This window comes from Prosthecobacter sp. (genome assembly GCF_029946185.1).
Taxonomy (GTDB): Bacteria; Verrucomicrobiota; Verrucomicrobiia; order Verrucomicrobiales; family Verrucomicrobiaceae; genus Prosthecobacter.
In genome coordinates, this window is sequence record NZ_JAQSEA010000173.1 from 14,501 (window position 1) to 31,708 (window position 17,208).

Annotated in this window: 11 protein-coding genes; 9 read left to right on the forward strand and 2 right to left on the reverse strand. The window is 57.9% G+C overall.

Annotated features, from left to right (window positions below):
• Positions 1-151: 151 nt before the first annotated feature.
• Complete coding sequence (locus PSV43_RS15170; RefSeq protein ID WP_300198941.1) at positions 152-2,578, reverse strand: hypothetical protein; 2,427 nt, start codon at positions 2,576-2,578, stop codon at positions 152-154.
• 599 nt (positions 2,579-3,177) lie between these two features.
• Between PSV43_RS15170 and PSV43_RS15175 the strand changes: the two genes are divergently transcribed.
• The 6 genes from PSV43_RS15175 to PSV43_RS15200 all read left to right on the forward strand — a co-directional run bounded on the left by PSV43_RS15175 (position 3,178) and on the right by PSV43_RS15200 (position 8,723).
• On the forward strand, positions 3,178-3,867 hold the full coding sequence (locus tag PSV43_RS15175) for a PIG-L family deacetylase (protein ID WP_300198943.1): 690 nt from the start codon (positions 3,178-3,180) through the stop codon (positions 3,865-3,867).
• Positions 3,868-3,977: 110 nt separating this feature from the next.
• Complete coding sequence (locus PSV43_RS15180) at positions 3,978-5,426, forward strand: tyrosine-type recombinase/integrase (protein ID WP_300198946.1); 1,449 nt, start codon at positions 3,978-3,980, stop codon at positions 5,424-5,426.
• On the forward strand, positions 5,423-6,349 hold the full coding sequence (locus PSV43_RS15185) for a hypothetical protein (protein ID WP_300198949.1): 927 nt from the start codon (positions 5,423-5,425) through the stop codon (positions 6,347-6,349). The genes PSV43_RS15180 and PSV43_RS15185 overlap by 4 nt, the downstream gene beginning before the upstream one ends.
• Before the next feature lie 84 nt (positions 6,350-6,433).
• Entirely contained in the window at positions 6,434-6,628 is a 195-nt protein-coding gene (locus PSV43_RS15190; RefSeq protein ID WP_300198952.1) for a helix-turn-helix domain-containing protein, read from the forward strand.
• Between the two features lie 92 nt (positions 6,629-6,720).
• Positions 6,721-7,605, forward strand: coding sequence for a toprim domain-containing protein (locus PSV43_RS15195; RefSeq protein WP_300198955.1), 885 nt, complete (start codon positions 6,721-6,723; stop codon positions 7,603-7,605).
• Positions 7,602-8,723, forward strand: a complete 1,122-nt coding sequence (locus PSV43_RS15200; RefSeq protein WP_300198958.1) for an AAA family ATPase — start codon at positions 7,602-7,604, stop codon at positions 8,721-8,723. Before PSV43_RS15195 ends, PSV43_RS15200 begins: the two co-directional genes overlap by 4 nt.
• Before the next feature lie 523 nt (positions 8,724-9,246).
• On the opposite strand, the gene PSV43_RS15205 is transcribed toward PSV43_RS15200, so the two are convergent.
• Positions 9,247-11,610: a hypothetical protein gene (locus PSV43_RS15205; RefSeq protein WP_300198961.1), complete on the reverse strand. Its 2,364-nt coding sequence runs from the start codon at positions 11,608-11,610 to the stop codon at positions 9,247-9,249.
• A 486-nt stretch (positions 11,611-12,096) separates the two neighbouring features.
• Here PSV43_RS15205 and hsdR point away from each other — a divergent pair, with 486 nt between their 5' ends.
• From hsdR to PSV43_RS15220, 3 genes are all read left to right on the forward strand, one after another.
• Positions 12,097-15,477 carry a type I restriction-modification system endonuclease gene (gene hsdR, locus PSV43_RS15210; RefSeq protein ID WP_300198964.1) on the forward strand — a complete coding sequence of 1,127 codons (3,381 nt, stop codon included), beginning with the start codon at positions 12,097-12,099 and terminating at the stop codon, positions 15,475-15,477.
• A gap of 23 nt (positions 15,478-15,500) precedes the next feature.
• Positions 15,501-15,884, forward strand: a complete 384-nt coding sequence (locus tag PSV43_RS15215; RefSeq protein ID WP_300198967.1) for a four helix bundle protein — start codon at positions 15,501-15,503, stop codon at positions 15,882-15,884.
• 155 nt (positions 15,885-16,039) lie between these two features.
• Positions 16,040-17,208 (forward strand): N-6 DNA methylase (locus tag PSV43_RS15220; RefSeq protein WP_300198971.1); only part of this gene is annotated, 1,169 nt, incomplete at its 3' end.

The window sequence follows — 17,208 nt, forward strand, 5'->3', positions numbered from 1 at the left end:
CTCAGTCACTGAATGATCTGTTCGGGTTGGAACTTGAGGCGCTTCCGTTACAAGCGCCCTCGTGAGGGTGCTGAAGCACGTCGTTGCTTGCAACCGATGAATGAAACTCTCCCGCAGATGAGCCTGCTATGTTAACCACCCCTCTGAGCACTCACCGTCTGCTTGACCTCTTCTTCCGTGCTTTGGTATTTGCACGAAGGGTCTCGCTGATTTCTTCGGGGCTAATGACGATCGCGTGGCGTATGGTGACTTCCTGCAATTCCGCGACTTGTTTCGGCGGTTCGACGGCCGCTACGATTGGCGCCGATGCTAAAGGTGCTGCCGGGGCGGGGGACGGAACTGGGAGATGTGTGGCAATCTCCTTGGGTGGGAGGTCGGGCAAGGAGGGCTTCTCAGCTATGACATCCGTGATGATGGCGCGGCGGATTACGGGGGCAGCCTCGGATGCTGGCATGCTGATCGCCGCATTTTCCGACGCTAGAAGTTGAGGTTCCGGCATGCTGGCTGAGGTCATCTTTTCAGCGGGTTGATTCTCCCCGGGGGTGACATTTCCAAGCATGGATGGTACAGAGTCTTCTGGTTTGGAAGCCACTGGCATCGAAACATCCGCCATCACGGAGATTTTGTGAATGATGGGCTGGGGCAGTGTCTGAGAGTGCGGAATGGCTGCTGGTTTTGGCTTGGTCTCGACGATCTCTTTCTGCAATTGCGCTGTATCTTGTGTCCGTGATCTAGGGGTTGGGGTGAGCGCCAAGGAGTTGCCTTCAGGCATGTCGGCAAAGATCATCCAAGCCAAGGTTCCCAAAAGCATTGCTGTAGCCGCTAAGGCCATCCATGGGGATTTTAAGCGGGGCGGGGAGGGACGATGGAAGTCGAGCGACTTGAGGTCGGTGCTGACTGGAGCCAGGCGGAGAGTTTTTTTTGCGTGATCTGCGGGTGCCTCTACCGGGGGCCGGTCTTCCTCAAAATCAGAGACGAAACCTGCGCTTTCCATTTCTTGCGAGACAAGTGGGTCCTCGATTGAGTCCAATTCGGCGCTGGCTGCGGTCAGGAGGTGGGAGAGCTTCTCCGTGAAGTCGGGTGGATAGGGGATGGTGTTCCCGCTCAGCACGCGCTGCAGGCATTCATGAAGGTAACCCGCCGCCATTTCAGGCATACTGGAGGGAAACTCGGCAATCTCCCGCATTTGACCTGTCCCCGTGAGAAGATAGGCGGCGAGGCAGATGAAGGTGCGATGACGCTCTTCACGGGCGGCGAGCCCGGTCGCATCGTCATCTGAGTTGTATTTCCATGGGCTCAGGTCGATCAGCCGAGGCTTGCACAAGCTGCGCATCGTCTTATGCAGGCGAACTTTCACCACAAATTTTGGCCAGGCGTCCAACCGCTTCTGATGCAGGCGATCAAGATCACGGGGGAGGACGGGGCCGTCATAGCCGACGCAGAGCTGAATATTGGTCGGGTCCAAGTCCAACCGATGGACCCCGGTTTCAGACGCCTGTTCCAAACCGGCATGGATCTGTCTCAGCAGAGTGATGACTTCGCCGGGGTTGAGCGTGCCGCGTTTCGCCATCAGAGCGCTGAGCGACATGCCCGGCTCATGTACCTCGGAGAGAAAGGCCCAGTCAGGGCCTTTCCAGAGCCCCATCATGTGCAGGAGATTGATCTGCTTGGCGGGATCCTGACGCCACACCTGTGGGGGAAGCGCGATGAAGTTAGACTGATGGACGATCCGTTCGGGGGGCAGCAGGTGCAGGGTGACGGGCTGTTTAGCGGACACGTTGACGGCTGAAATCGTGAAAGGGCGGCTGCCCGCAAGCTCGGGGTTTTGGATCTCGAAACTTGTGCCAAACAGGGTTTTCAGCGGGATTTCTCCCAACAATAAAGTCTGCAGGTGGGAGATGGGCAGCGTGGAAGGGTCTGCGACCAGCAGCATCTTGGGATTGCGCGCCTGAACCAGGGTGACGTAGGAACAAATCGCCTCCCGGACTTCGTCACGCAGAGCCTTGATTGAGATCGAAAAATCTGCCGGGCGGCGGGTCAGGACCGATTTGATGGTGAAACGCAGACTCGCTGGCAGTTCGGCAATGACGCCGAAGTCGTCCGGATTCCCACCTGAATAGGCCTGCCCGGTCATCAGCAGAAAAAGCAGTCGGCAGGCTTCATCCACGAGGCGGGAACTGTTCTGGCTGGAGGCGTCAGATCTTGGCTGTGACAGCCCGTAGTCAAACAGACGGAGCTGCAAATACTCCTCCTCCTGGGAGCTGACCAGCAGCCGATCCAGACTCATGGTGGAAAGCAGTTGTACCTGACCCTCGGCTTTCCCTAGGTCTTGGAGAAGCTGGTGAACCAGGGCGAGTGATGTCACGGTGGGCAGGGCTCCGCGCCTTTGGATATATTCTTGGACGAACTCACCGTCATTGAGGTTGGTGACGTAATAAGCAAGCCCGTCATCCATGCCGACTTCGAGTATCGTCATGAAGGAATGACTGCGCACGGCAGCGGCACCACGCAGCAGTTCACAAGTGTGTAGTTGCTGGTCGTCATTGACGATTTCCGGTTTCACTTCGGCCAGTGCCACATGCGTCGTAGGCTCGTAAAACCGGTGGAGGCACTTGGCGTGAACCCGTGAGTTTGACGTTTGTCGGCGTCCAGCCGTGTGCTTGGGCCTGCCAGGCCGAGATGCGGTCCACTTGCGGCGTGACTGCCAGCTCACTGGCTTGACCCAGCGTCTGAGAGGGGCAGGGGGCTGACTTTGGTTGAGAACTGGAGCGGCTTTCCCAGTGAAAATATGGAGTTCCACCAAACGGCTGTTCTGCTGATCAAAGGCCAGCATGGCCACTTCGTCTTGTGCTCGCGGCAGTTTGATTGGCGAGCCATTGCGATGGCTTGCCAAGGCGAGTGATCCAAAGAGTTGCGGCCCGTCAATCATAGCTCAAGCGTGTATGGAAAATTTAATGAGTGTGCTTTTGCTCAGATGTAGTTATCGTATATGATCCTTGCGACTCATTTGTGCAATTATTAATATGTAATTTAGATGTAAATTTAAATTGTATAAAAAGTAATACTAGGATATTGACTTCAATTTTACCTATATCGGCAAATGAAGTGATATGACTGCCCCGCAATCATCACTACCGTCTCGCTTGCTCTCATGAGAACCTCTGTGCATTTTGTCCGATGACACGCAGCATTCTTGCCATCGGCGCACATTACGACGATTGTCCCTTCGGCATCTCTGGCACGCTGCTGCGCGCGGTGCAGAAACATCAGCGAGTGGTCATCCTCAGTCTAATTGGGGACTACACGAACTGGCCGCCGGTCAAAGGGCGGGAGCAGGGCCTGCTGGAACTCTCGAAGCAACTTGCCGCCGAGCGTGGCATCGAGATGCGATTCCTACCTTACAAGAGCCTCGGTTTTGAGCCGACGCTCGAAACCAAGCGCGCTGTGGCTGAAGTCGTGGCTGATGTGAAGCCCGACACCGCCTTCATGCTCTGGCCGCGTGACCGCCATCCGGACCACGAGGCCGCCAGCGCCATCTGCCACGCTGCTTTGTATCAGCCAGCGCGACTGCTCGGGCGCGAGGAGGTGAAGACGCCCTCACGCGTCTTTTGGTATGACAACGGGCCGGGTCACACCATCGGCTACGAGCCGGACACCTATGTCGATGTTTCCTCCGAATGGCCTGCGGCGAGAGAGTGGCTGGGCCGGCTGATGGCCTACGTGCGCAAAGAAGACTATGACCCGACCAAAACGGATGCCGCTATGGAGACCAAGAGCGTGCTGGCCCGCTATCGGGGGCTGGCCTGCGGGGCCAAGTATGCCGAAGCATTTAAGAGCGTGCGGCCGGTGGTGAACGCCGAGTTCTGAAACCCAGCCAACCATCCCATGGATGGTGCCCCCGGTAGGATTCGAACCTACGACAAATTGATTAAGAGTCTATTGCTTGCATGTTTCTGCATGTTAGTCTATATTACTTTATGAGCGCTTCGACACCAGATGAAACAAGGCCTACAGCTTCAAATGAAGCTAAAAAGAGAAAACATTTAAGCTCAAGGGTAAACGAAAATAGTGTCCGAGAAGTGTCCGAGGACAATTCGGCTAAAAAGACCCTGGGTAAGGCGGACACTCGTTATTGGCTTCAACCTGGAAAGCTGATTTCAGACCCTCGCTGGGGTAGCGCTTTTACCTGCAAGGTTCAGGTCCATGGGAGGCGTGAGTCGTTTCCACTTCGAACCAAGAATAAGTCAACCGCCGCCGCGAAGGCTGCTAAAATCTATGGTGATGTCGTCGCTCTGGGGTGGGAGGCTGCACTTGCCAAGCACAAACCGGACGAAAAGCCCATCAGGGGCGCTTTGACAGGCGATTTGATCCGGGAGGTGTCCTCACTTGCCGACGTGCGTCCAGCTACGCTGGCGGGCAATGTGGCGGCTTTCCGGCGAATCGTGGCCGCAGTGATGAAGATTGATGCCACCAAGGGCCGTTACGCACGAGTGAGTGAAGAGCGGGCTACTTGGCTTGCCTCCATCGATGCCGTGCCTCTAGAGAAAATCACCCCTGCCGCCGTGGAAGCCTGGAAGCTCGCCTTTGTTGCCACTCGTACGGCCGGCGATGAAACCAAGGCCCGCGCTGCTCGAATCACAGCCAATACCACGCTGCGCTCTGCAAAATCACTCTTCGCTAAGCGCATACTTCGATTCATCTCCTCTCGACTCACGCTTCCATCGCCACTTCCGTTTGACGGTGTTGAGTTCTACGCGCGTCAGAGCATGCGCTACGTCAGCACCATGAATCTTGAGAAGATTTTGGCTGAGGCGAGTTCGGAGCTTGCATGTGTGGATCGAGAGGCCTTCAAGGCCTTCATTCTCTGCCTATTCGCCGGCCTGCGCCGGAGTGAGGCCGACAAGCTCCGATGGGAGTCCATTGATTTTGAGCGTGGACTCGTGCGCATCGAGACCCACGCCTACTTTTCCGCCAAATCCGAAACCAGCCTTGGTGAAGTTCCCATCGACAGTGAGGTTACCGCTATTCTTCGTGGGTTGCGAGCCAAGGAACCGCAGGCGGAGTACGTGCTCGCGGGAGGGGCTCCCAAGCCTCTGCTCAAGAGGCAGGAATACCGCGCCAATGACACGTTCCAACGTCTCCTGGGCTGGCTTCGCGATCGTGGAGTACAGGGGCATAAGCCACTTCATACCCTACGCAAGGAAGCTGGCTCCCTCATCTGCCAAAAAGCCGGGCTTTTCGCCGCCTCTCGATTCCTCCGACATGCTGACGTTGGGATTACTGCACAACACTATGCTGCGCAAAAAGACCGAGTCACCGTTGGTCTTGGCGCTCTCCTCGCTCCGCCTAAGGTCAATGTAATAGCGGGAGATTTTTGCCTTCCATCAGCACCGGCTGCATTCATTAAAGAAGCGTCAAAAAGATGAAGACCGAACACTCATCGTTAACTAATTCACCGTTAGGTTCGGCGGAAAGAGCTAGCAAAATTGAAGCTGCTGCGGAGCAAATGCTCAGATTAGATTTATGTAAGATACCTGCACTCATTCAAGCAGCCCACAACTCAGCAAACACCGAAAATGATCCCCAAAAAAAGGCGCTTGCCATGGAATATGCCGAGGCGCTGAAAGCCTTACAGCATTGGAAACTGCACAGGATTGAGCCAGGATTATTCCGATTATACAAGCATGCCAATGGCAAAGTTAAGGCTGTTTTGGAGGAAAAACTTCAAACTCGGAGTTCGCGATTATCAGAAGGAATTGATTCAAACAGAGAGGGCCTCGCCTCAATCGTTGAGGCATTTCAAGCTTTGCTTTATGCCGATTTATTAATTCCCCGACACGTGCTTCCGAAGCTGGGAGACATTCCAGATCCTGAAATCGATCAACGTGGCAGACTTAACGCGATCGAAATCCATAAAGCCGCCATGAGCCTGTTTTACAAGATACTGCCGGTATCAATTGTCTTTGAGATCATTCAACGAAATCTAGCCCCACGATTTAAGTTGTTAGGCCAAGGGAGCAAAGTGGAGAAAATAGCAAGTGCACGTGCTTTAAAGCGTGATCTAGGGAAGGCAATAGATGCCTTCGCCCATGAAGAGCCAGTTTCCCATGGAAACAAACCGTTGTTCAAGAACACATCGCAGGTAGCAAAATCTGCCCCGCTATTGGCTATAGAAGAGGCGACAAATCTTTTTGAAGGCCTTGAGGCCCTCCCTACTAAAGCTGCCCTGCGAGCTAAATTAGAGAAGGCACATCCATTTCTCACTATTAGCGACAGAGCATGGCCTAAAATCTTGAAAGAGGCGGGACTCGAGAGGCTCCCTCAAAAGGTTCCATTTTCCTCGTCATAGAAGTGCATGCACGATTTCCGTGCAAAATCGTGCAGTAGGACTTCTGGTGACCTGAAGGGAATTGAGAGAATATTCGGCGTCGCTATGAAACAACATGCCGACAGCACACAACCCTCGCCCTTCCTCACAACCGCCGATCTGGCCATCCGCTGGAAAGTCACTTCGATGACACTGCGCCGTTGGCGCAAGGCGGGTAAACTCAAAGTCTCGTTTCTCGGACGCGGCGTTCGCTTCGCCATCACCGAGGTTGAACGCGTCGAGCGCGATGCCCAGGCATAACAAAGCCGGGGAGCTTTCGCCCACCCGGCAGTGCACTTGGCAGTGCATAAGGTTAGGTGAACTGCATTCCGGCGCAACGAACAATTGCGCACATGAAAATTGATCTGCAAAAACTTGACCGCCTTCGCGAACGTGGCGGTAAACTCATCGCACGTTGCCCGGCATGCCACGAAATTGGCAGTGACACCGCCGGCGATAATCTCGCCATTTTTGACAATGGGAACTTCGCCTGTGCCGCCTACCAGCAAGACCGGGAACACTCGAAACGCATCCTGGAACTCGTAGGACTGCCGCAGCAGCGTCAAGCAGACTGCCAGCCATCCTTTGCGCCCAGTCATTCCCTGCCTCGTCCAAAGCCGCAGGAAACCCCATTGCCGCGTCCAACCCCGCGACAAGTGTCCATGGTTCATACCCTGGCGAGAACGCTGGCAGACTCGGTGCAACGTTGCCACGAACTCGCCGCCGCCCGCCAGTGGAAGGATTTGACGGTGAGGAACGCTGCACTGGATCTCTGCCTTGGTTGGGCGCGGTTTGGTCCAGCACTGAAGAAGCCGGATGTGGTTTGCCCGGACGAGGCGCTATGCTTTCTTTATCCCGCCGGCGTGAAGGTGCGCTTCCCTACCAGTGGTAGTGGAAAAAATTTCCGCTGGCTCAAGGGGGAGGGTATGAATGTGCAGAGCCTTTGGCGTTTGGACGCCATCACCGACGAAACAGCTATCGTGTGGATCACCGAGGGCGAGCCCGACGCCTTGCGTCTTATGGACTTGGGCATCGGCGAAGATCGCAGCACCCACGAGGCTGTTTGCGCCCTGCCATCGGCCAGTTACCAGCTCAGCATGCAGGAACTCGACCGCCTGCGCTGCCGCCAAATAATCTTCTGCCCGGACAATGATGCTGCTGGCCAGCAGGCCACCGCACGCCTCGCCAAAAGCCTCCAATCCATTTCCCTCCAACTTCAAATCCGCCCCATCCAATGAGCACAAGCATTCCCAAAGACATTGATGATGCAGTGAATGCCGGACTCATCACCAGTGCGGACCAGCTTCGGTCTGGCATCAAGCCTTTCCCTATTCCTGAATCTTCCTCTCAAGCCGTCCCACCGGCCAGCGGGCCACCCCCGCTTGATCTTGCTGCTTGCCTTGTGACTGCGGCAGAACTGGAATCTCAGTCTCTGCCGCCTCGTCAGCGCTTGTTAGATCGCTGGCTGTGTGAGGCTGATCTGGGCTACATCTTTGCCCCACGTGGTGTGGGCAAGACCTGGTTGGGCATGGCTTTGCCCTCCGCCATTTCCAAGGGCAAAGCGTTGGGCAAATGGGAAGGCCATGGTCAGGCCATGCGCGTTCTTTATGTGGATGGTGAGATGCCGCTGGAGCTCACCCAGACCCGCTCTCGTGGCCTCAAGCTGGGTGAAGGAGATGTGACTTACCTGCACCATGAGATGGTCTTCGAGCGCTTGGAAAGCAGTCTGAACATCGGTCTGCAGCCCCATCGTGAGGCCATCACCAAGTTGCTTCTGAAACAGAATTTTAGTTGTATCGTGCTGGACAATCTCAGCTCCTTGGCTGCCGGCATTGCAGAGAACAAGGGCGAGGACTATGAGCCCATCGCGACCTGGCTGTTGGAGCTGCGTCGTCGCAAGATCACCGTGATTGTGATTCACCACGCAGGCCGCAATGGACTGATGCGCGGCCACTCGAAGCGCGAAGATGCCTGCTCATGGATCATCGAGCTGCGTGACGCCAAGAATGACGACGAGCCTGGGGCGAGGTTCATCAGCCATTTTGCAAAATGCAGCCGTAACACTGCTGACTCCATGCCGGATCTGCTTTGGCATTTCACCACCTCGGAACAGGGTGAGGTTGGCATCCACTGCGAAATGGCAGAGGTCAACGCGTATGAAACCTTCATTCGGCATGTCTTCGAAGGTGTGGAAATTCAGGCGGAGATAGCAGAATTGATGAATAAGCCCAAAGGTACCATCAGCAAATGGGCCACCAAGGCGGTCAACGAGGGTCGCATCGTACGCAGCGGCTATAAGCTCTCACCACCCACGCCGTCAGTACGCTTAATGGGCCGTGATATTGTGGACGCTTGAGGACGAGTTTCCAATTCAACACTATAGGCGTGGAAACTTGGAAACTCCCGCTCCTCTTGGAAACCGTCATGGAAACTTGATGGAAACTTTAGCTGTTTTCTCTTCTTAGCCGTGGAAACTGCCATGGAAACTCTGAGGAAACAGCGAGTTTCCGACCCATAAAAACGGAAAACCAAAACAGCGTCCTTTTTCGCGGTCCATGTCTTCACGGCACTTGTCTGGTCAAAGCTGCGCACGGTTGACCCCTTTGACCCCTTTGTTTACCCCCTCAGCGACGCAATTTATCCCCCGCTTGACCCTACTGGTTACCATTTGGGAATCGTACAGAAAACCATCGCTAAATAGCATGGTGCAATTTCCTGAGCCCCTGTGAGAGATCATCAAATCCAAATTCGTTCGGGGGCATTCTGTCCGGTCAAATAGGGGTCCGCTCGCGCGGGCGTGCGCGAGAGGTATCCAACGGCCCGAAGCACAAGGAGCTGCTCAACAGGGTCCGCTCGCGCGGGCGTGCGCGAGAGGTATGCTATTTTGAAGTTGTTTGGGGCATCAGGGTCTCATCATCCATGATGATGAGGCCTCCGTCACGCAGGAGCAAGGCGAGGCGGAGGAACTCGGCGGCGAAGGGGGGGGGCATGGCGGTTTTGCCGAGTCCGGTGACGAGCGCCTGGCCGGCGGAGCCGAGGGCCTTGTAGAGGCGTCCGTTGAACTGGTGAGCGTAAACGAGGTGCTCGCCGCCGGCGAGTATACGCGCGGGATCGGTCGTTAGTTGAAACGCTTGAGGACTGAAGATGCGACCGTGCTTTCTGGCCCAGTCCAGAAGGTGGGTAAAATCTCCGGGACGACCCCCGACTGACGGCCGAGGTTTCCCGCGCTGTGGCCGATCTGCCCGATCATCTGCTCCGGGGTGAAGCGCGGACTTGGCAGCGTCTGGGTAGAGGCTGGCAAGGATATGGGATGGGCTGCGGAGCTGAGCATCTACGGAGAGAGTATCACTGGAACGCGGAAGTGCAAGGGGATGAGGAACACGAAGGGCTGCGGGGAGGGGGGGATTCTCGAGGCTGGAGGTTGGAGGCTGGATTTCGGAGTCGGAGGGTGAGGGATTGGCCGAAAGAGGGGCAGTGGATGATTGAAAATATTCCCGCAGGCGACCGGTGGGGTTCATGACGGTGACGTCGAAGGGGATCAGGAGGCGGACGGCGGGATCGGTGTCCACCCACATGAGATTGCTGAGATGGGCGTCGAAAATGGCGGTGTTGTCTGCCGGGCGGTAGTAGGTGCGATTGTCATGGCCAGCGGGCTGGAAGCCTTGGGCGGCCATGGCGGCGCGAACAGGGGCCACTCCGGCATGGAAGATGGCGTTGCGCTGCTCCACGGGTGATTCTTCGGGCAATGAGGCCCATTCGGCATTGGCTAGCTGGCCCTGATAGAGGGGCTGGCTGGTGATGATCTGGAGCATCCCCTGCCGATCTGTGAGGATGCCATGGAGAATGATGTCGTCTCCCAACACTTCATTGGTGGTCTGCAGTCGCTGGAGGTAACGTGCGGGGGTGCTGGCAGAATTGCGCAGGTCAAACTCCGCCAAATGAGGGACGGGCCAGAGTCCATACTGGTTTTCCTGGGTGATTTTGACCATGCGATTCCCCGCGATGAAGACATGATGCTCCATGTTGCCGACATCGGTGGTGGAGAAGGGCGTCCATTCTTCTGGGAGGCGGTGGAGCAGGAGGTGGGCGTCTCGCGCCCAAGCGATCAAGCGGGCTTTTTCGGCGCGCTGGAGTTCGGACGAGGGCGTGTCTGGTTCCGTTTCGCCTGAGCGAAGGTCTCCTCGGGTGTGACGGGCTGCTTCGGCAGTAAAGCGGCGGGCGCGAGTTCCGGCGTCATCAAGCTTGAGTAAGGAGCGGTTTTTTCCATAGAGCGTGTTGAATATAGCATGCGCAGCGGTGGTTTGCACGAAGTTTCCGTTGTTATCGCGGGCATGGGAGACTCGCCATTGGGCGGCTAAATAATGGTAGAGGGTAGGGTTTTGACCGAGGAGAGCGGCAACGGCGGCTTCGTCTGATGCATCCGGTAGGACAAGCGATCCTGCCCTGGCTGCCTTGGCGAGAAAGGCGCTTTGATCGGACATGTCTGCGGCGGCGGGGTTTACTTTGCGGGCGGCGGCAGAAAGGGGCAGTTCGTTTTGTTCGAGCTGCTGGAACTGGGAGCGGGTGACGGGGGTGGTGGTATTGCCGGAGGCGATCCAGGCTTTGAGGGCGGCAACGGTGGTGGGGACGGCGGATTGCAGGCCTTTCCAGCCGGGGGAGTAGGAGGCGAGGTAGCCGCGCAGGGCGGCGATGGGGGTGGGGAAGCCGAGCATGATTTTGTGCTCGTCGAAGACGCTGCTGCGTGGCGCAGATGGGAGATGGGAGATGGGAGATGTGGGGGCGGAATCGGAGGGGAGTTTGCCCTGGTTGATGATGAGGACAGACTGGGAGTCGGGATCGGGGCCGATGAAGACGTCGAGGTGGTCTTTGTCCTTGCCTTGTGTGCCGAGGATGTCTCCATCGTAGGCCGGCTGGCTGGTGAGAATCTGAATGTGAGGACTGCCGCGCTGGGCCAGAATACCGTGGAGGACGGTGTCGTCGTTAAAGGTGGTGTTGGCGAGATTGAAGCGGGCGAGGTAGCGCAGCGGGGTGCTGTCTTTGGCGCGCAGGTCCCAGCCATTGCCCTGAGCCACAGGCCAGAGTCCGAACTGGCCGACGCGGGTGAGTTTGACGACGCGCTTGTCGTCTGGTGTTTTCCAGACGTGGTGCTCCATCTGTCCTTCATCTGCTTCACTGCCTGGCTGATAGTCAGCCGGGAGAGCGGTCAGGCGGAGGCCTTGGTCTCTGGCCCTGTCGGCGAGCATGGCTGACTGGAGCCGAACATCCGCAACTGATTGGCTTTGCAGCGCTTGTGCACAGTAGCCCATCTCTCTTTCGAGATACCGTTGCGCGAGGCGGCCATGATCGCGCCCATGGTTTTGGGTGAGGCGAGGAAGGTCTTTGGTTCGGGTTCCATAGAGCTATGCTGAGGATACCATGGAAGGAGGTGTTTTACAATGCGTGTGCTGTGGCTGTTGCCTCTTTGTGTTTGCGCCATGATTCAGCGCGGCGAAGGGGGCGTCACCGAGGAGATCCTGGCTTATCCGTGAAAAAAGTGGGGGCTCATGCGGGCGCTCACACGTGCGCGGGCGCGCGAGGCGAGTGCCACATTTTTGGGGAGGAAACCATAAAGCCTACCATTTTTCTGAGTCACGGGGAAGGGGGCTTGCAGATCCCTGCACGGGCTCGATTTCCTTGCCATACCTACGACCCTCAGCTTTGTTAGCATTACCACTCAAGGAAATTACCGAATGCCCGCACCCGCCCTTCGCAGCAACTTCACCCACCTTCAGGAGCACGATGCACAGCTCCTCAGGCTGGGCATGCTGGCAGAGCGCTATTTCGCGGAAGATCCAAACACCTGCCTGCTCAAGCTCCGCCAGCTCGCCGAGGTGCTGGCGCAGGCGGTCGCCAGTCACGTTGGGCTGCTGGACCGGCCTGAGGAGGGCCAGTACGAACTCCTCGGACGCTTGCGGGATCAGGGCATCCTCCCACGAGAGATGTGGCAGATCTTCGGCGAAGTACGCCGCAGCGGGAATGCCGCCAATCATGCGCTTTCGGGGGATCACCGCACCGCCCTGACCACAATGAAGCTGGCCTGGCAGATCGGGGTCTGGTTTCATCGCACCTTCAAAGACCCCAAGTTCAAATCCGGCCCCTTCATCCCTCCCCAGCCGCCGGCGGATGAAACCGACGAACTCCGCGCCGAGCTAGATTCGCTCACGCAGGCCCTTGCCACCTACCAGTCTGCCCATCAGGAAAAGGAGCAACTTTTGGCCAGCACCGAGGCCCAGCTCAAGGCCGCCAAGACCGAGCAGTCCTTCTGGGAGCAAATGGCCGCCGAGGTGGAGGCGGAAAAGAATGCCCTCCAGGCTCGCCTAGCCTCACAGCAGGCCGAAACCGTCACTCAGCCCGCCGCCGCCGTTGCGGCGCTTGTATCAGCCTCCAATGAGGCGGCAAAGCACGTTCAGCTTGACGAGGCCGCCACGCGCAAGCTCATCGACAGCCAGCTCCGCCTCGCCGGGTGGGAGGTGGATACCGAAAACCTCCGCTTTTCCAAGGGCACCCGCCCCAAAAAGGGCAAAAACTTGGCCATTGCCGAATGGCCCACCGGCACCGGCCCGGCGGACTACATCCTATTCGTCGGCCTCACTCCCATGGCCACCGTGGAGGCCAAGCGTAAAAACGTGAACGTCTCCGCCTCCCTCCAGCAGGCGGCCCGCTATGCACGCGGCTTCACCGCCACGGAGGAAACCGAGATGCACGCCACGAACTGGGGTGCAAAGAGCGAATTCCGCCTGCCCTTCATCTTCTCCGCCAATGGCCGCCCCTACCTGCGCCAGATCGAAACCGAGAGCGGCATCTGGTTTCGCGACATTCGCCGGCCCGACAACCTCGGCCACGCCCTGGACGGCTGGTATTCGCCCGAGGGCCTCACCGCCCTGCTCAAGCGCGATGAAGCCGCCGCCCATGCCCAGCTCGCCACCGAGACCTTCGACTACGGCTTCACGGTGCGCGACTACCAGCAGCGGGCCATCCTCGCCACCGAGGCGGGCATTGCCAGAGGCCTGCGCGCCCTCCTGCTCGCCATGGCCACCGGCACCGGCAAGACCAAGACCTGCATCGCCCTCATTTACCGCCTCCTGAAGACGAAGCGCTTCCGCCGCATCCTCTTCCTCGTGGACCGCTCCGCGCTCGGCGAGCAGGCGGCAAATGCGTTCAAGGACACGCGCATGGAAAGTTCTCGCTCCTTTGCGCACACCTTCGGTATCAAGGAACTCGACGAGGCCTCCCCGGACACCGAGACCGCCGTCCACATCGCCACCATCCAGGGCATGGTGAAGCGCGTCCTCTTCCCCTCAGAGGGCTCCACGCCCCCCTCCGTCGATCAATACGACTGCATCATCGTCGATGAGTGTCACCGTGGCTACCTGCTCGACCGCGAGCTCTCAGACACCGAGATGAGTTTCCGTGGCTTCGAGGACTACATCTCCAAATACCGCCGTGTGCTCGACTACTTCGACGCCGTGAAGATCGGCCTCACCGCCACGCCGGCGCTGCACACCACCGACATCTTCGGCCCGCCCATCTACACCTACAGCTACCGTGATGCGGTCATCGACGGCCATCTCATCGACCACGAGCCGCCTTTCATCATCAAGACCGAGCTCTCGGAGAGCGGCATCGTCTGGCAGAAAGGCCAGGATGTGGAGGTTTACAAAAACAAGGAAGGCCAGATCGAACTCTTCAAAGCCCCCGACGAGATCAAAATCGAGATCGAAAATTTCAACCGGCGCGTCATCACCAAGCCGTTCAATGAAGTCGTTTGCGACTACCTCGCCAAGGAGCTCGATCCCACCTCACGCCAGAAAACGCTCGTCTTCTGCGCTACGGATGCCCATGCAGACCTCGTCGTTGATCTCTTGAAGACCGCGTTCAAGAAGCTCTGGGGCAGCGTGGACGACGACGCTGTCATCAAGATTACTGGCGCAGCCGACAAGCCCCTCCACCTCATCCGCCGTTACAAAAACGAGCGCAATCCCGTCATCGCCGTCACGGTCGATCTCCTCACCACCGGCATTGATGTGCCGGAGATTTGCAATATCGTCTTCCTCCGTCGGGTGAACAGCCGCATCCTGTTTGATCAGATGCTCGGCCGCGCCACCCGCCAGTGCGACGACATCGGCAAGGAGACCTTCCGCATCTACGATGCCGTGCGCATCTACGAGGCCCTGCAGGACATCACCGCCATGAAGCCCGTCGTGGTTGATCCCGGCATCAGCTTCACTCAGCTCGCCAAGGAACTCACCACCGTCACCACCGACGAAGCACGCACCCTCGTGCGCGATCAGTTGCTCGCCAAGTTCCAGCGTAAGAAGCGCCACCTCACCGAGAGGGCCATGCACGACTTCGAAGCCCGCGCCGGCATGACCCCGGAGGAGTTTGTGAAGCACCTGCATCAGGTCCCCCTCGATCAGTTGGCCAAGTGGTTCGTCGAACGCCAGGACCTGGGTGAAATCCTCGACCGCAAGAATGACGGCCCCTCCGTCCCGGTGTTCATCTCCAATCATACGGATGCATTCGTCTCTGCGGACCGTGGCTATGGCAAAGCCACGAAGCCCGAGGACTTCCTCAACGAGTTCCGTCAGTTCATCAAAACCATGGGCAACAAACTGCCCGCCCTCCTCACCGTCGTCACCCGTCCGCGTGAGCTCACCCGCCAGCAGTTGCGTGAGCTCCAATATGAACTCGACAAGGCAGGCTTCTCTGAAACCAACCTCGCCACCGCCTACCGGGAAACGACCAATCAGGAGATCGCTGCCAAAATCATCGGCTACATCCGTCAGGCCGCGCTGGGAGATGCCCTCGTGCCCTACGACCAGCGGGTCGATAGCGCTCTGCAAAAGATGCTCGCCTCCCGCGCCTGGAGCACCCCGCAGCGCGAGTGGCTCAAGAAACTCGCCTCCCAGACCAAAGCGAATCTTCTGGTGGACCGCGCCGCACTGGATGACCCGGTGCTGATCTTCAAAAGAGAAGGCGGCGGCTTCAACCGCCTGAATAGACTCTTCGACGGCCAGCTCCAGCAAGTCCTCGAAAACTTCAACGACACCCTCTGGCAGCCTGCGGCATAAGGATGAAGGATGAAGGATGAATTATGAAGGATGAAGCTGAGACGGAGCCGCCGTTTGATTTGAGGGAGCGTACCAAGGCGTTTGCCCTGCGGGCCATTCGCATGTTTGTGGCTTTGCCGAAGACCGAGGAGGCCCGCGTCCTGGGAAAACAAGTCCTCCGCTCAGGCACCTCCGTCGGAGCCAACTTCCGCGAAGCCCACCGCTCCCGCTCCAAAGCCGAATTCATCGCCAAAATCGGCGACTGTTTGAAGGAACTCGACGAAACAAGCTACTGGCTGGAACTCCTCACCGAAAGCAGCATCGTCCCCCCTTCAAAACTCGCCTCTCTCCAAGACGAAGCCAACCAACTCCTCGCCATCCTCACCACGATCTCCAAAAACGCCAAGCGAGACAAAGATGAAGGATGAAAGATGAAGGATGAATGATGAAAACAGAATCCTCTGACTACCTGCATTCCCTTTTCATCATTCATCTTCTCAGCACGAATGCCGCCCCAACATCCCATTCACCTGCCTGCCTCCCCCTTTCATAATTCATCCTTCATAATTCATAATTTCCCCTCATGACCCCCGACATCGTCGCCAAGCTTTGGAACCTCTGCAACGTCCTCAAGGACGACGGCGTGACCTACCACCAGTACGTCACCGAACTCACCTACATCCTCTTCCTCAAGATGGCTGAGGAGACTGGCACCGAGGACCAGATCCCCGCAGGGCACCGCTGGGCCGACCTCATCGCCAAGAGCGCCCCGGAGCGTTTGGAGTTCTACAAGCTCACCCTCATCCACCTCGGCAGCCACGGGTCCAAGCTCGTGCAGGAGATCTTCGCCAACGCCTCCTCCTTCATCAAGAAAGCCACCACCCTCTCCACCCTCGTCACCGACATCGGCAAGCTCGACTGGTACTCCGCGCGGCAGGAAGGGCTGGGCGATCTCTACGAAGGCCTGCTGGAAAAGAACGCCAACGAGAAAAAATCCGGCGCAGGCCAGTACTTCACCCCGCGCCAGCTCATCGACAGCATGGTCACCGTGATGCAGCCCACGCTGGAGGACGTCATCCAAGACCCCGCCGCCGGCACCGGCGGCTTCCTCATCGCGGCCAATCACTACCTGCGCGAGCACAACGAATTCGACAGCCTCACCGAGGCCCAGCAGAAGAAATATCAAAGCCGCACCTTTTACGGCATGGAGCATGTGCAGGACACCCACCGCCTCGCCATGATGAACCTCATGCTCCACGGCATCGAGGGCGGCATCAGCTATGGCGATACCCTGTCCGACGACGGCACCACCCTGCCCAAGGCCACCCTCACGCTCACCAATCCGCCCTTCGGCACCAAGAAAGGCGGCGGCCTGCCCACCCGCACGGACTTCACCTTTCCCACCAGCAACAAGCAGTTCTGCTTCGTCCAGCACATCTACCGTGGCCTCACCCCCGGCGGACGCGCCGCCGTCGTCCTGCCGGACAATGTCCTCTTCGAGTCCGGCGTCGGCAAAGACATCCGCCGCGACCTCATGGACAAGTGCAACCTGCACACCATCCTCCGCCTCCCCACCGGCATCTTCTACGCTCAGGGCGTGAAGACCAATGTCCTCTTCTTCACCCGTGGCCACACCGACAAGGGAAATACCAAGGAAGTCTGGGTCTATGACCTCCGTGCCAACATGCCGCAGTTCGGCAAACGCACCCCGCTCACCCGCGAGCACTTCACCGAGTTCGATGCCGCCTTCGG

What these genes read in the sequence shown, in the direction of transcription:
- PSV43_RS15175 (WP_300198943.1), top strand. Translation starts at nt 3,178, where the DNA reads ATGACACGCAGCATTCTTGCCATCGGCGCACATTACGACGATTGTCCC.
- PSV43_RS15205 (WP_300198961.1), bottom strand. Translation starts at nt 11,610, where the DNA reads ATGCTCGCCGACAGGGCCAGAGACCAAGGCCTCCGCCTGACCGCTCTC.
- PSV43_RS15180 (WP_300198946.1), top strand. Translation starts at nt 3,978, where the DNA reads ATGAGCGCTTCGACACCAGATGAAACAAGGCCTACAGCTTCAAATGAA.
- PSV43_RS15195 (WP_300198955.1), top strand. Translation starts at nt 6,721, where the DNA reads ATGAAAATTGATCTGCAAAAACTTGACCGCCTTCGCGAACGTGGCGGT.
- PSV43_RS15190 (WP_300198952.1), top strand. Translation starts at nt 6,434, where the DNA reads ATGAAACAACATGCCGACAGCACACAACCCTCGCCCTTCCTCACAACC.
- PSV43_RS15185 (WP_300198949.1), top strand. Translation starts at nt 5,423, where the DNA reads ATGAAGACCGAACACTCATCGTTAACTAATTCACCGTTAGGTTCGGCG.
- PSV43_RS15200 (WP_300198958.1), top strand. Translation starts at nt 7,602, where the DNA reads ATGAGCACAAGCATTCCCAAAGACATTGATGATGCAGTGAATGCCGGA.
- PSV43_RS15215 (WP_300198967.1), top strand. Translation starts at nt 15,501, where the DNA reads ATGAAGGATGAAGCTGAGACGGAGCCGCCGTTTGATTTGAGGGAGCGT.
- hsdR (WP_300198964.1), top strand. Translation starts at nt 12,097, where the DNA reads ATGCCCGCACCCGCCCTTCGCAGCAACTTCACCCACCTTCAGGAGCAC.